This is a genomic window from Streptococcus sp. cx1 (assembly GCF_052384325.1).
Classification (GTDB): domain Bacteria; phylum Bacillota; class Bacilli; order Lactobacillales; family Streptococcaceae; genus Streptococcus; species Streptococcus salivarius_G.
Genome location: NZ_JBQSUN010000005.1, coordinates 1 through 15,663 on the forward strand (window position 1 = coordinate 1; position 15,663 = coordinate 15,663).

At 36.7% G+C, this 15,663-nt stretch carries 14 protein-coding genes and 1 rRNA gene; all 15 read right to left on the minus strand.

All coding sequences use genetic code 11. The features are described from left to right. A 16S ribosomal RNA gene (locus tag ACT170_RS07185) occupies positions 1 to 126 on the minus strand; the annotation flags it as partial. Positions 127 to 542: 416 nt separating this feature from the next. Beyond that, complete coding sequence (gene tgt, locus ACT170_RS07190) at positions 543 to 1,685, minus strand: tRNA guanosine(34) transglycosylase Tgt (RefSeq protein WP_013991220.1); 1,143 nt, start codon at positions 1,683 to 1,685, stop codon at positions 543 to 545. 206 nt (positions 1,686 to 1,891) lie between these two features. Beyond that, positions 1,892 to 2,026, minus strand: a complete 135-nt coding sequence (gene rpmH, locus ACT170_RS07195) for a 50S ribosomal protein L34 (RefSeq protein WP_002885866.1) — start codon at positions 2,024 to 2,026, stop codon at positions 1,892 to 1,894. A 195-nt stretch (positions 2,027 to 2,221) separates the two neighbouring features. Next, positions 2,222 to 2,785 (minus strand): NAD(P)H-dependent oxidoreductase, encoded by a 564-nt coding sequence (locus ACT170_RS07200; protein WP_175063845.1) that lies wholly within the window; start codon positions 2,783 to 2,785, stop codon positions 2,222 to 2,224. Further along, positions 2,782 to 3,378, minus strand: coding sequence for a TetR/AcrR family transcriptional regulator (locus ACT170_RS07205; protein ID WP_084869382.1), 597 nt, complete (start codon positions 3,376 to 3,378; stop codon positions 2,782 to 2,784). The genes ACT170_RS07200 and ACT170_RS07205 overlap by 4 nt, the downstream gene beginning before the upstream one ends. Positions 3,379 to 3,510: 132 nt before the next feature. Then, positions 3,511 to 4,554 carry an RNA-binding cell elongation regulator Jag/EloR gene (gene jag, locus ACT170_RS07210; protein WP_129852289.1) on the minus strand — a complete coding sequence of 348 codons (1,044 nt, stop codon included), beginning with the start codon at positions 4,552 to 4,554 and terminating at the stop codon, positions 3,511 to 3,513. Between the two features lie 11 nt (positions 4,555 to 4,565). Then, on the minus strand, positions 4,566 to 5,372 hold the full coding sequence (locus ACT170_RS07215) for a membrane protein insertase YidC (protein ID WP_037605452.1): 807 nt from the start codon (positions 5,370 to 5,372) through the stop codon (positions 4,566 to 4,568). A 115-nt stretch (positions 5,373 to 5,487) separates the two neighbouring features. Continuing rightward, on the minus strand, positions 5,488 to 5,823 hold the full coding sequence (gene rnpA, locus ACT170_RS07220; RefSeq protein ID WP_002891957.1) for a ribonuclease P protein component: 336 nt from the start codon (positions 5,821 to 5,823) through the stop codon (positions 5,488 to 5,490). Positions 5,824 to 5,907: 84 nt separating this feature from the next. Then, positions 5,908 to 7,293 carry an argininosuccinate lyase gene (gene argH, locus ACT170_RS07225; protein WP_037601513.1) on the minus strand — a complete coding sequence of 462 codons (1,386 nt, stop codon included), beginning with the start codon at positions 7,291 to 7,293 and terminating at the stop codon, positions 5,908 to 5,910. Positions 7,294 to 7,619: 326 nt separating this feature from the next. After that, positions 7,620 to 8,819: an argininosuccinate synthase gene (locus ACT170_RS07230; protein ID WP_002885646.1), complete on the minus strand. Its 1,200-nt coding sequence runs from the start codon at positions 8,817 to 8,819 to the stop codon at positions 7,620 to 7,622. Between the two features lie 944 nt (positions 8,820 to 9,763). Next, positions 9,764 to 10,507 (minus strand): response regulator transcription factor, encoded by a 744-nt coding sequence (locus ACT170_RS07235; protein WP_002885796.1) that lies wholly within the window; start codon positions 10,505 to 10,507, stop codon positions 9,764 to 9,766. A 1-nt stretch (position 10,508) separates the two neighbouring features. Next, positions 10,509 to 11,825 carry a GHKL domain-containing protein gene (locus ACT170_RS07240; protein WP_410534369.1) on the minus strand — a complete coding sequence of 439 codons (1,317 nt, stop codon included), beginning with the start codon at positions 11,823 to 11,825 and terminating at the stop codon, positions 10,509 to 10,511. Positions 11,826 to 11,848: 23 nt separating this feature from the next. Continuing rightward, complete coding sequence (locus ACT170_RS07245; RefSeq protein WP_002885700.1) at positions 11,849 to 13,129, minus strand: hypothetical protein; 1,281 nt, start codon at positions 13,127 to 13,129, stop codon at positions 11,849 to 11,851. A 21-nt stretch (positions 13,130 to 13,150) separates the two neighbouring features. Then, positions 13,151 to 14,041: a hypothetical protein gene (locus ACT170_RS07250; protein ID WP_002885882.1), complete on the minus strand. Its 891-nt coding sequence runs from the start codon at positions 14,039 to 14,041 to the stop codon at positions 13,151 to 13,153. 59 nt (positions 14,042 to 14,100) lie between these two features. Next, positions 14,101 to 15,408, minus strand: a complete 1,308-nt coding sequence (locus ACT170_RS07255; protein ID WP_002885760.1) for a GHKL domain-containing protein — start codon at positions 15,406 to 15,408, stop codon at positions 14,101 to 14,103. Between the last annotated feature and the right edge of the window lie 255 nt (positions 15,409 to 15,663).

The following is a 15,663-nucleotide window of genomic DNA, read 5'->3' on the forward strand; positions in this document are numbered from 1 at the left end:
CCTACGCGTTACTCACCCGTTCGCAACTCATCCAAGAAGAGCAAGCTCCTCTCTTCAGCGTTCTACTTGCATGTATTAGGCACGCCGCCAGCGTTCGTCCTGAGCCAGGATCAAACTCTCATTAAAAATTTTAATAATTGTTCGAGCGTTAACTCATTACCGTCGTCTGACGATTTATTCTTGTAAATTGACAGGTTATAATTCTTCTATCATAACCCTGCACTTGGTTTCTTATTCAGTTCTCAAAGGTCTTTGTCTCTCTTAAGACAACTTCTATATTCTAGCAAATCTAGAATGCCTTGTCAACACTTTTTTTGAAGTTTTTTTCACTTCTCGTGTCTGCTGTCTCTCGCGAAACAGCTTATTTATAATATCATCTCTGACCTGTCTTGTCAATAACTTTTTTAAAGTTTTGGAACCTTTTCAAGTTTGTGGCAAGTCAGTTAAGACAACTTTTATATCTTATCACCCAAATCAATACTTGTCAATAGATTTTTGAAAAAAATAAAGCAGTACAATTATGTACTGCTAAATTAAGTTATTTAAAAATTTCTTTTACTTGACTTGTAACCATACTTTTCTATAAAGTCTTGGCGGAACTCTAGTAAATTGTCATCTATAATAGCTTGTCGTACCTTGGCCATTAAATTTACCAAGAAGTAGAGATTATGATAACTAGTCAGGCGAATTCCAAACGTTTCATCTGCTTTCAACAAATGTCTCACATAAGCACGTGTGTAATTCTTACATGTATAACAATCACACTCAGGATCTATAGGGCTAAAATCTTCTGCATACGCCGCATTTTTAACCACGAGACGTCCTTGACTCGTCATACAAGTTCCGTTACGAGCAATTCGTGTTGGGAGGACACAATCATACATGTCAACACCACGAATAACACCGTCAATCAAACTATCTGGTGCCCCTACCCCCATAAGATAACGTGGTTTATTCTCAGGAAGTAAAGGCACGGTAAAGTCTAGAACTGCATTCATCTCTTCATGAGTTTCTCCTACTGCAAGACCTCCAATTGAATAACCTGGAAAATCCATGGAAACCAAATCCTGTGCAGATTGTCTACGAAGATCTTCAAAACCTGCTCCCTGTACGATTCCAAAAAGACCTTGGTCATGTGGACGACGATGTGCCTTCAGCCCTCGTTCTGCCCAACGACTTGTACGTTCAATAGAATTTTTCACATAGTCGTATGGTTGGTAAAATTGAGGGCATTCGTCAAAACTCATCATAATATCTGAACCGAGATTGTTCTGAATCGAGATTGCTTTTTCAGGAGATAAAAACATCTTACTTCCATTAAGGTGATTTTTAAATGTCACACCTTCTTCCGAGATGTTTCGTTTTTCGGCCAATGAATATACTTGGAAACCACCGCTATCTGTAAGAATCGCTTGGTCCCAATTCATGAATTTATGGAGTCCTCCAGCTTTAGCAACGAGCTCATCACCCGGTCTTAGCCATAAATGATAGGTATTGGCCAAAATAATCCCTGAACCCATCTGTTTTAATTCTTCAGGAGATTGCGTTTTTACTGTAGCTTGGGTACCTACAGGCATAAACATCGGTGTTGGAAAAGTTCCATGAGGCGTGATAATTTCCCCCAGGCGTGCTCCTGTGTGTTTTTCTTTCTTTATAAGACGATATTTAATAGGAAAATCAGTCATTTATACTCCTTACATTAGGAAAAACAGTCCTAAGTATTTTTTAGTCAGTGGTCATTATTCACAACCGCTTTAGTTTATCAAAAATTACAAGAATTGTCAGCTTTATATTTTCAAACTTTGGTTGAATAACATCAAACATCAACACTTTCATTTATAGCAAAAAACAAAAAGCAACAGTCTCGAGCACTGTTGCTTTCAATAATGTCTTAAGCTGAAAGAACTTTACGTCCTTTACGACGACGAGCTGCAAGAACACGACGTCCGTTTTTAGTTGACATACGGTGACGGAATCCGTGTTTACGTTGACGACGGATTTTACTTGGTTGATAAGTACGTTTCACGTTGAATACCTCCTGATAGATTTTCGTATTCGTTTAGCCGGCTATTTTTGATCAGTTACTAAACATACCATACTATTTTATAGCAATAGCTTAATCTTGTCAAGAATTACTTAGATATTAATTTCATTATATCTTTGAACTCCTAAGGCTAGTGATAACTGTAAACTACAATGCCGTTCCTATATCATCGCTTGCTCATAACCTTCTTGCTATTTTAGCTATTTTCTTGAGTACCTCTTTTCGCTTATGGTCACTCATATACTCAACAGGTGAAACCTGGGTAACTTTGACCGGTTTAATACCACAAGGTTTTAGGACTTGAAATTTTAGGACTTTGCTATAATCTTGAACTAAAGGTAGAACTATCTTTGGTGTATTGTGGGTTGTAATAATCCAAGCTTTCCCAGTCAATTTACCATCCAATCCACGGGGTGTATTTTCATAGGCAAAGCCAGCAACAAAAACGCGTTCAATAAATCCTTTCAAGATAGCTGGCATGCCGCTCCACCAAGTTGGAAAAATAAAAATCAACTGATCTGCCCAAGTTATTAAATCTCGATAGCCTTTCATAGCTACATCGTGCGCTAAGTCTCTTCTCCTATATGTTGTATCAAAACGTAAAACAGGATCGAACATTTCTTTATACAAATCTAGAATCTTTAACTCATGTTTAGACGATAAATTTTCTTTAACAGTCTCTAGTATAGAGGCATTGTAGCTCTTGTCGTTTGGGTGGGCGTAGATAATTAAGGTTTTCATTGTTTAGCTCCTTTAACATAGATGTCTAACATAGTACTAACAGTCTCTTCAATAGTGTTACTATTGAAATTATCACCAATAGGACTCCTTACCAAAACGGCTAATCCAGTAATAAAACTCCAGATATGAACTAATATTTCTGCCTCACTACCAGAAATATTCATGTTACTTTTCAGCTTCAGAACCACACTCTTAAAGTGCTCAAACCCTGGTAAATGGGCATTAACAGAGATACTGTCCCGAGTGAGCTCCATATAATTGAAAGGAAACTTAATAAACAAGGCCTCAAAACTATTTGTTTCTTTTTGAGCAAATTCCACAAAATTACAGCCCATTAATACTAATTGACCTCTTACATCAAGCGAAGAGTCTACCCCTTGTGTCAAACACTTCAAAAAGATCTCAGATAAACGCTCTAAAACTACCTGAAGATAGACATCCTTATTTTCAAAGTGCTTATAGGGCGCTCCATGGGTGACCCCACATCTTTGAGCCACTGTTCGGATAGATAGTTGATCAACACCTCTTGTTCTTATTTCCTCGACTCCAGTTTCGATTAACTTTTCCTTCAATTCAGCAGTATTACGTTTCATTTTGACTCCTATTTCCATCTAAGTAGACAGCGACTACCTTTTAAATAAAGTATACACCGTCTACTTTTTATTGTCAAAAAAAACCAGCCTTCAAATAAGACTAGCTTCTGTAAGCAATAAACGCTATTTTAACTATACTTTTGTCACAACAACGTAACGATTAGGATCGTCTCCTTCTGAGTGACTTTCAACACCTTCAATTTGAGAAAGTGCCTTATGGATAATTTTTCGTTCGCTATTCGTCATTGGATCCATAACGTACTCTCGACCTGTTTCTTTTACTTTAGCCGCCGTTTTTTCTGCTAGATCAATCAAAGTCTCTGTGCGTTGCTCCAAATAATCACGAACATTAAGAACAACACTAAAACGTTTAGAATGACGATCGTGCAAATAATTTTGCGCTAAAAGTTGCAAAGACTTGAGAACCTTGCCATGATAACCGATAACACGACCAGGTTGGTCTGTTTCAATCTGAATGATAATATTGCGACGATTGTGACTAACCTCTAGACTAGCATCAACATCCATTTCATAGATAATTTTTTCGAGGTAAGATAAAACATCATCTGCAGCCCCTTGAATATCTTCTAAATTATTTTCAGAAGACTCATCTGAACTAAACTCAGAGGACACTAAAGAACTGAAAGCCCCTTCAGAAGTCCCCGAAGTTTGAACTTGAGTAACCGGTTCTAGTTGGGGTTCAAGCGAATTTGCCATAGATTCTGTCGCACCCTCTTCTGATAACTCACGTTTAACAGATAGCGGAATAATTGTTGCCTTTGGTTGCTCCTGTTTCTTATCTGGCAACTCTTCATCAAGAGTCTCTGTAGAAACTGGTTGCTTTAAGTCTTCATGTGCAATTTCCTTATTATCTGAAACCGTAACGAGTTTTGTCACTTTATTGAAAGCAATCGTTTCGTCTTTGGGACTTGCGACAGAATCGTCTAATTGTTTTACAGCATCGGGAGCCACTTTAACGGTGTTTTGATCTGCTTCGTGAGCTATCTTTTCATTTATTGGTTCAACACTAACTCGAGCTGGTTTCTTTCCGAACCCTAGAAAACCTTTTTTCTCACGAGAAATCACCTTAATATGAGCCTTCATACGGGGTAAATTAAGATCTTTCAAACCTTTTTCGATAGCTTGTTCGACTGTTCGTCCAGAATAGACAACCATAATAAGCCTCCTTATTTACGTTTATGCGCCTTTTTCTTGGCACGACGAATCTTAGCTTTACGTTCTTTTTCTTCCGCTTCCAAACGATTACGTTCTTCAATGATTTTAAACGGATTATTAAAAACCAAAATCTGAACAACTTGGAAGGCGTTCGAAACTGCCCAGTAAAGTGCTACCCCTGAAGAAATCTGAGTTCCAAACCAGAAAATAAAGATTGGAAGCATGATATTCATAACAAGAAGCATTGCACTACGATCTTTAGCTGCCTTATTTGTCAACCAAGTTGAAAGGAAGGTGAAAGCAGCCGCCAAAATCGGAAGAATAAAGTAAGGATCTTTCTGACCTAGGTCAACCCAGAGGAATGTTCCTTCTCGCAACTCTGGCACTCGCGTGAGCGCTCCATAAAGAGCCATCAAAATAGGAAATTGGATCAAGAGAGGAACGAAGCTTGCGTAAGGATTTACACCATGCTCTTTATAAAGATCTTGTTGTGCATAAGCAAGAGCTTCACGATTCTCGCGTCCAGGATACTCACTCTGCAAGCGACGTAACTCTGGCTGCAACTCTTGTAGTTCACGGCTTGACTTAATTTGGCGATTATAAAGAGGAATCATTACAGCACGAATTAAAATCGTGAAAATAATAATACCTAATCCAATAGAACCACCAAATGAGAGCCCTTGAATAGCCTTCCCAAACATTAAAATAAGACGTTCCCAAAGGCCTGTGGAGTGACTTGTAACATCACTTCGTCCACACGCGGACAAAAGCAAGAGAGCTCCTGCACCTAAAACAGATATATTAAGTTTTTTCTTCACTAAAAACTCCTTTTTAATACGATAAAGAACTGCTTCGCTTCCATTCATTAAGAGTATCTCAAAAATCAGGAGTGATTTTAGTTTATCCTACAATGTAAAGAAGCAAAATAATTTTTTAGTCCTTATATAACTTTGCTATTTTTAAGACATGAACGAGATTGCTATAAATGTCTTGATAACTTAAGTCTTCGACACCTTTACGAGCAATAACGACAAAATCTTGATGTTCTAACTGAGATGACATGTCCATCAGTGCATGTCGTAGACGACGTTTTACCCGATTCCGAGTAACCGCATTACCAAGACGCTTACTGACTGACAAACCCACTCTAAAATGAGGCAGATCACGATCCAGACAGTAGACAACAAATTTCCGATTAGCAACACTGTGCCCTGCATCAAATAATGCTTTAAAGTCTTTCTCTTTCTTAACGCGATAAGATTTTTTCAAAATGCGACTCCAAACTCAAAATTAGTACTATTATATCATAAATAGCAAAAAAGCCCAAAACCTTATGGTTAGGGCCTTAGAGACTTATTTTTTTAGAGCTTTTTGAGCTTCTTTGATTTGCCATTTAACCTGGTCAAAACCAGTTCCACCAAGGGAATGACGACGTTCAACAGCTGTATGAGATTTAAGTGTCTCATAGATGTCCTCTTCAATTAAATCTGAAACTTCTTGATAACGTTCGAGAGGAACATCTTGAAGGTAATAACCAGCTTTGGTACACTCAAGGACAAGTTTTCCAACAATCTCATGTGCTTCACGGAATGGTAGGCCTTTAGATGCAAGATAATCAGCCAACTCTGTAGCATTTGAAAAATCTTTCTCTGTTGACTCTGCCATATGTTTGTCGTTAACAGTCATTGTATTGAGCATGCCTGCGAGAATATCAATAGCGACAGTAATCGTCTCTACCGTATCAAACATACCCTCTTTATCTTCCTGGAGATCTTTATTGTAGGCCAAAGGTAATGACTTCATCACGGTCAACAATCCAATCAAGTTGCCATAGACACGACCTGATTTCCCACGAATTAGTTCTGCCATATCTGGGTTTTTCTTTTGAGGCATAATGGAAGAGCCTGTTGAAAAAGTATCAGATAGAGTTACAAACTTAAACTCGTTAGAACACCAGTTAATGATTTCTTCACAAATACGTGTCATATGCATCATGAGAATACTTGAGTTTGACAAGAATTCGAGAATAAAGTCACGATCGGAAACAGCATCCAAGGAATTGCTATATGGTTTTGCAAAGCCCATTAAGTCAGATGTCATATTACGATCAATTGGGAAAGTTGTTCCGGCTAGAGCAGCAGCTCCGAGTGGAGAGATATCCGTATGCTTGATATTAAATTCAAAACGTTCGGCATCACGTGTAAACATGTTGTAATAAGCCATCAAGTGGTGACCAAAAGAAATCGGTTGTGCATGCTGCAAGTGGGTGTAGCCTGGCATAATCGTGTAGGTATGTTTGTCTGCTAGATTGACCAAAGTACCACGTAAATTATCAAGCTTCTCAATAACTTCCACTAGTTTGGCTTTTAGATACAAGTGCATATCCGTTGCCACTTGGTCGTTACGTGAACGTGCTGTATGAAGTTTTCCTGCTACTGGTCCAATTTTAGCCGTTAAAAGACTCTCCATATTCATATGGATATCTTCATTGGAAACATCAAATTCTAGTTTACCAGCCTTATATTCCTCAAGCAGTTCTTCCAAGCCCTGTTTAATTTGCAATGCTTCCTCTTTGGTAATAATTCCTGTCTCACCAAGCATCGTAACATGGGCAATAGACCCTTTCAAATCAAACTCTGCCATCTTTTGGTCAAATGAGATTGAAGCACCAAATTCTTCTACCCATTTTTCAAGACTAGCTTCGAACCGACCGCCCCATAGTTTATGATTTTCTGCCATAGTTTTATTTTGAAGATTACCCCACACTGGGATAATCTTCCATCCTTTCTTAATACTTATAACAAGCAACGACCTCTTTGGTCACAATAACTTAAATGAAAAAAGCTAGATAGTATTTGTCTAGCTTAATTTGTCTCTCTGGACACTTGTTTTCCTAAAACCCGATCTCTGTCGTAGTTTATTTAGGCTCGTGACGCCTCTCAGAACGCCTTAACGATAATAATATAAGTTATAAGAAAAGAGTATCAGATGTGGCTCTCTGTCCACTTTTATCTGATAAGAAGCGTTTTTCTTCTAATAGCCTACTTTTCTTATGTAATCTGTCATTAATTGTCAAATGGATGGTTAACTTGTGAATTAACCTGAGTTGGAAGACCCCAAAGCTTGATAAATCCAATTGCAGCATCCTGATCAAAGCTGTCAGCTGATGTGTAAGTAGCCAAGTTTTCATCATACAATGAATTAGCTGATTGACGTGCTACTACTTGAGCATGCCCTTTGTAAAGCTTAACTTTAGCGATACCATTAACAACTTTTTGTGTTTCCTTAATATAAGCAATGATAGCTTGTGTTGCTGGGCTAAACCACAAAGCATTGTAGATAAGGTTTGACAATTCATTTTCAAGAATTGGTTTAAAGTGAGAAACTTCACGTACCAAAGTTAAGTCCTCAATTTCTTTATGAGCTGTCAAAAGGGCGATAGCTCCTGGACATTCATAAATTTCACGAGATTTGATACCTACAAGACGGTTCTCAACGTGGTCGATACGTCCGACGCCATGCTTACCAGCAATAACATTCATTTCTTGGATAAGGTCAGCCAATTTCATTTCTTTACCGTTAAGAGCAACTGGTTTCCCTTCTTTAAAGGTTACATCGACATATTCAGCTTCATCTGGCGCAGACTCTGGTGAATTGGTAATCCCAAAAGCTTCTTCTGGAGCTTGATTCCAAGGATTTTCAAGAACACCACACTCGTTAGCACGTCCCCAAAGGTTTTGATCGACTGAGTAAGGATTATCAAGGTCTGCTGGAACTGGAACACCATTAGCCTTAGCATACTCAATTTCTTCCTCACGAGACCACTTCCATTCACGTACTGGCGCTACTACTTTAAGACTTGGGTCTAGGGCAGCAATGGCAACTTCGAAACGAACTTGGTCATTACCTTTACCAGTACAACCGTGAGCGATAGTCGTTGCTCCTGTTTTATGAGCAATCTCAACCAATTTTTTAGCAATGATTGGACGACTAAGTGCTGAAACCAAAGGATATTTTTGTTCATAGTAAGCGTGAGCTTGAAGTGCTGGAAGCACATAATCTTCAGCAAACTCATCTTTAACATCAAGCACGTATGACTCGACAGCTCCAACTGTCAAAGCTTTGTCATGGATAAACTCAAGGTCTTTACCTTCACCGACGTCCATACAAACGGCGATAACATCGTAATCTTTTTTAAGCCATGTAATAGCGACTGAGGTATCAAGACCTCCCGAATAGGCAAGAATAACTTTCTCTTTTGACATAATATTTTTCTCTTTTCTTATATTTTCTTGTGGTTGCTATCTCTATCAACCTTACGAGATTAATTATATTGCATATTTATTCACTTGTCAACACTTTTTTGTTATTTTTTTATATTTATTTAGTTTTTATTTGTTTTTACTTATTCTTTTGACCTAAAAAGTGCTTAATTCTTAATTTTTATTCAATTTTATGCAAGAAGTAATGAAAAATAAAAAACACTTTTGAAACTATACAAATAGATTCAAAAGCATCTTTAACTATTTATCTTCTAAAATGCCAAAAGGCCTGTACAAAGTACAGACCTTTTGAACAACAGCATCATCGGTAGAGAACACAACAGCAATTTTAGATAGAATGAATGAGGGAAATTATTATGTTTAAGGGACTAACTTAAACCATACATTCTTCTTGCTCTCTAACCTTGATTACATTATAGCATGCAATCCCCAAATGTATATCTTCATTTCCTAAAATGTCGAATTTCACTCACAGAATGTATTTTTTTATCCTAATCTGTACTAATGCCCTTAAAAACAAAAAAACGGCTTGATTTCTCAAGCCTATTAATTTCTATAAAAAAGATATGTAATTGGACGAGCGGCCAATAAAAAATGGGGATTAGGAAAAAGTTATATAAAAGTACATTATTTATTTTCATAAAGTGTATGTAGATTTCAATAAGATTGACGATGTCTCATTTCCGAATCACATATCTTGATTATATATTAACTTTTTTCAATTTAATTGTCTATACGATTTCATAGAATGTCGTTTTTTCATCCTGAACTGCATTTTTTTTAGTCATTTTTTTATAAATCTCTAAATTTTATCACTAAAGGACATCTATTTTGTGTTTTTACAGAATTTGTTCACTCATAAGATAATCAATCACCTATGAAATAAACACATGCTTTTTTAGACTAAAAAGAACATTAGTCATCGACTAATGTTCTTTTACCTCTGACCATTTTTTAAGCAGAGCCTTCATTTTCAAACGTGAAACTGGACAAGAATCACCATTTTCAAAATAAATCATCAACTGAGTCTTATCAATACGAGATATGTTATCCAAATTAACTAAAAAGGAGCGATGACAAGAAAAGAGTTTTTTATTTACCGAAGTAATATCTCCAAGATTGGCATAAAACTCCAAACGCTCTGTTTTAGTAATCAGCATCACCTTATGAGGTGTCACAGCAGTCGCAAAATAATAAATATCTCTCATAGGGACTTGGATCCGAGACTGAGCGGTTTCAAACACAAAAATCTCATCATCATCCACATCTCCAACTTTTTGGTTCACAAAAGTCAATGTTTGTTTTAGTTGTTGTTTGAACTCTGCATTAGAAACTGTCTTATCAATGAAATCTAGTGCAGAAACCTTGTATTTAAAACTAATCGGTGCAAACTCTGAGTGAGTTGTTACAAAAATAATAACTGCATTAGCATCTTGTTGACGAATTTCTGAGGCAACTTCTAGCCCCTTCTTTCGCTCACCATCAATATCGATATCTAAAAGGAAAACCTGATGGTTGCCCTTTTCATTGATACTGGACAATAGTTTGTGAGGTTTAGAAAAAACTTCAAGTTTTCGTACGGAAAACGTGCCCTCTGAAACCAATTCTCTGATGATGTCACTAATACGTGTTTGCTGCATTAAGTCATCTTCTAAAATGTATATATTCATATTAGGGCCTCATTTCTAGTATTTGCATCATTTTATGATTCTGACTACGGACAGAGAAGGACGTGTTCGGATAACGTTCCAAAATATCTTGAACAGCATTAACACCTATACCACCCTCAGGATGAGAAAGCTGGGTACTCATCATTGAAAGTGGCACTTGCTCTTCTGCAATTGTACTTTCAATAATAAAACTCTGGCAATCCTCTTCATCAAAATAGGCCAGACTAATAAAACCTTCACTGGCTTTACGAGCACCATCAATAGCATTATCCATGAGGTGACCCAAAACAACAGCTAAATCTAAATCAGTTAGATAGTTATTAATCACTGGATCTGGAATCTCTGCATGAATATTGAGGCGATGCATCTGAGCTTCATGATATTTTGATGAAAGTAGACTATGAATACTTGGATTTTGGATATTATCCAAATCAGTGACCTGAGTTGAAAAACTATGCTGATCTCGATTGACATAAAGATCAACCAAATCTTTTTTATAAGAACGAATATCCCCTGTTCTTTCAATATCTCTCAGATTATTAAGTAGGAAATTATAGTTAGAGCGAACATGCATCAAGTCTCTATACAAACCTTCTACCCTAGTATTCTCACGCTTCAAATCATCAAGATAGTTAGCCTGCTTCATCGCTAAATCCTGCTCTATTTTCTCCTTAGCAAACTGGTTTACAGCACCAAGTACAAAGAGGAGTAAGTAGAGATATCCCATTACTAATGGCAACCTAAATCTACTCTCAAGATGTAACTCTGGAAAATAAGTATCAAATGTCGACACTAAAAAGATAACTAAATAATAAAGCAAAAGAAGCATGTTGACCAAACCCAGACGGTTCTTTTTTTCTTGTTGGGCAGCAACTTTCAAGATATCTGTAAAATCTAGACGTAAAATAAAATCTACTATTCTGACCGTCAACATGACGAAGGAAAGTGGTACCATAGACCACCAAATATTAGTGTTTAAAGTATCAACAGTTATGCCAAGTATCGGTGGAAAGAAGAAAGTAGCCAAAAAACGTCTTGCCAAATCGACTAGTACCACTGGGTAAAAACCTAGAAAAAAGCGCTCTACGGAGGTGACACTTTTATTCAATTGGTAACTAAATGTCAATGTTACAATGGCTACTAAGGGAGGTACTATGCCTATATAGCGTCCAATGAGTTGTCCCCAAATGCATAGAGCAACATCAAATAACAAATAAAGTATACGATTTTTAAGATTAGTGTTTTGTCCACCAATACGTAAGTAGATATCCCAAATAATGATAAACATCAAAATTTGAAATAGGATGTTACCCAGCATAGTTATCCCTCTCCTTTCTACGATTATAGTCCTACCGTGACAATTTGATAGGTTTTAAATAATTCTTTTTTATTTGTTAAACCGATACCGTTTGACCAGCAAAACTGGGCAAAATCACGACTAATAGCCAGACTACCATCGAGTTTCGGATCAGCTTCCTGATTGGTATTCTCAAGAATAAAGCTGAGATTACCATGCTCATTCTGTTGAATAAGGAAACCAATATCTGTCTCCGGCTCCTTGGCCCAAAGTTTTTCAGCTAAATTCATGCAACGTTCTAAAACTCTAATAAGAACTGCAATATTTAAATTGTTAGGATAAGCATCAACATTGACATCCAGCCTAACGGTGATACCTTTTTGTTCCAAAGGAATGATTTGGTTTACAATCCAACTTCTTAATACCGGATAAGGAATCTCAAACAGAGGGGCCAACTTATCATTTAAGTCCAAATTATCAAGTTTAAGATGATTCAAATGCTCATGATAAACGGATAAAACCTCTGATAATTGATTTTTAGCCAATGGGGTCTCAAGAGCTACCAAAAGACTCTCAAAATCTTTTTCAATAGGTTTTACTTTTGTAAAAAGATCCTCAATATGTTTATTATAGACTTCCAAGTTATAGACATAAGTCTCCACAGCTTCCTTACTACGTTCTCTGACAAATTTATGAGAGTAGCGATTCAAGGTTGTTACCATTAGGAGATAAACTGCCATCGCAATAAAAATTGGCCCTCCCACATCACTACCTGTTGATACCAAAAGAGTACTACAAATAATGTAGAGTGCAAAGGTCAGATCAACGGCTATCAACAGACGTTCACGACCACGTGAATAAATCAATTCCTTGACCTTATCAACATCTGAACTGGAAAGATAATTGATATAGAGAAAGAATGGGTAAATCATCACATAAGATAACAATTTAAGCAAGAAGTTTTCTTGAATCTCACCCAAGGTCATATTTGTGAACAGATTATTGAATACATAAAATGGGGTAAAAGTCGCAAATAAATCTGTAAAAAGAACCGAGAAGGCTCCAAAAAAGAGGCTTGCCCAGAGCGTCAAACGATGTTCCCGCCGTTCCTTTAAGGCCAAAGCTAAAAAGATAACAACTTGATAATAGAAGCCATCACCTTTACCAAGTGATACCACTATACCTAAGAGACTTAAACAAAATACTTTCCAGTAAGCTAATGTGCTCCTTGTTAGTTTTTTATAAATAAACCAGGTAATATGAAAACTAATAATCTGAATAATACTATTTTCAAGGGATACCATGGTCCAAAGCTGTAAGTTCATGATAATATTTCCTGTTTATACTCAAGAGACATTTTCGTCATCTTCTTCAATGAGTTCTTGACCTGCCTTTTTCAAAATATCCTGATAGGTTTGTTCAATAAGGTCAAAATCCCCACTATCAATACTTGTCTGCATACTAATGAGTATGTTTTCATAATCATGTTTAAACGAACGTACACTCTTATAGGCAGTTTCGATTTTTTCATTATAAGCTTCCAGACTCCTCAAGTGCTCCTCTTGTTCTCTGAGAATTTTGCTATCTCGTACGTCTTTACCGTAGGAAACAAAACGAACAAGAATATACATGTGTATAAGGAAACCAACCCAAATATAAATTTGAGGGTAACCTGGGAGGTAGGTCTGACTCAGAAGCAAGGAGAATATCTCCTGTTTAAAGAGGATAAGCAGATAACTGATAATTAAAATAAGATCAACTTGCAAGAGCATGCTCTTATATTTATCCTGCAAGTCCTGATAGGGTTCCTGGAAGAAGCTATCTAAACCGAACATTTTTTGCAAACCTAGAAAGAAGGGAAGAACAACACTATCTACAGCTAGGATTCCTAAATGGTTTGGAACCAACTCGACCGGCTTATTAAAGAAAACTCGGAAAAGATAAAAACTAAAGAAACTTGTAATCAAAGTCCAAAAGACAGGGGCAAAGAAAGCATAAAAATACTTTTCTTCTCGTAGAGCCTGAGGTTTTTCAAGAAAAATAAAGACTAGGAGATAAATTGCATCTGGAATATCAATTTGCCATAGCACCTTGGCTAACCACTTAACGGCAGTTACTACGATTACATAAGGAATGTAACGGTAAGTAAAAACATCTAGATAAGCCATTCTAGCTAAAATCACAAGATGTGAAACGACAACAACCAAAGCAATAAGGCCATCAATCGCAAGTTGCATATGCTTTTCCCCTTTCTATTTCCCTTATCCTATTCCCCACAAATAGTATCTTTGATTTATCAATTATCCTGAAAAGAGAGGACCTGTGTAAAATGATGGTCACAACTACGAGTCTCAAGATTTACTTTTGGATAGCGATTAAGTATATCTGCGACCTTAGACAAACCAAGCCCTCGGCCTTCACCTTTGCTAGAAACCCCTTCATCAAAAATCCTTGACACAGGAATACGTTCTTCTCTGGTTGTATTGTCAATAACCAAGATAAGATAACCTTGATTTTTAAAGAAAGATATAGTTAAAGTAGGATCTTCAGAATCCACCGCCGACTCAATAGCATTATTTAAGAAGACAGAAGAAATCACAACCAAATCTAAGGCCTCTATCTGAGTTGACGATATGACATCTGGCAACTCCAAGTTAACCTTAATTCCTAAGTTCTCTGCCTCAAGCACTTTAGCAGAAAAGAGACTCTTGAGAGATGTGATTTCTAAGTTGATCAAACGTGATAATTCATAATTTGATAACGTTAAGCTATTACCAGATTTCTCTAAAAGTTCTGCATACTCTTGTTTCAAAGCAGGTAAGTCTCGACGTTGGATACTAACCTCCATTGTTTTAAGCCCTTCGAGATAATCCTTCTTCACCTGAGAAATATCATTATAGAGTTTTTCTAAACGGTGGCTATATTCTTCTAAACTTTCCTCGTGTCTAGCCATTTCTTCAGCCAACTGATCCTTCACTCTTCTCTTAGAATAAATATTAAGCTGAGCAAAGAGCAAAATAAAGAGGATGGAGTAGACAACCGTAATACTGCCTGCTAAATAAATAAAGAGGCCTGTGTAAGGAAAGATGTTACTAGCATAGAAAATAATTAAAGATAAAATAATATAAGCCAGAGTCACCCCAACCAATAAGCGTTGTCTAACTTGGTAAGTATGGTTATTTCCCATAACATTGAGAGCACCAAAGTCAATAAAGAACACTTTGACAATCAGATGAAAAATTGGGTAAATCAAGAGATAAGACAAAGCAATGAGTACTGGGGTGTCTTTGACCTGTAAATAATTAATTTGAAAAATCCATGGGAAAAAATAAAGTTGAAGCAGTTTCGAGGTGACTTCAACAAAAACCCACGGCAAAAAGGTGAAAAGAAAAGAATTCTTTTCACTACTTGATATTTTATTTAAGAAAAGATAGCAGAACAAAAGTGCTAAGAGCGACCCTGTAATGCCTCCAACAAATAGAGAGAGCAAGAGACTCCCTGCGATAAACCAGCATTTACTCTTCCAAGTTTTGAGCAAACCTGACATATCGTGACTAACAATTAAAATAGCCAATAGACGTAGAACCGTAAATAAAACGATCATCTCTAGACTCCCCCCTTCCTTTCAAAATCAACCTACTTTATTGTAACATAAATATATAATTTAGCGTCACTCCTATTAGAAAAAGCTAAAAATATAAAGCTATTTTTTCCTGATTGAGAACAATCTAACATCAGACGACCCCACATATCCCTTACTTTTCATAAACATAAAAAAGAGCTTAGAAAAACCAAGCTCTTCAACTGACTCATTACCTCTTTTTATGGGTACATGCCGATAACGTAGTAGAAATACCAA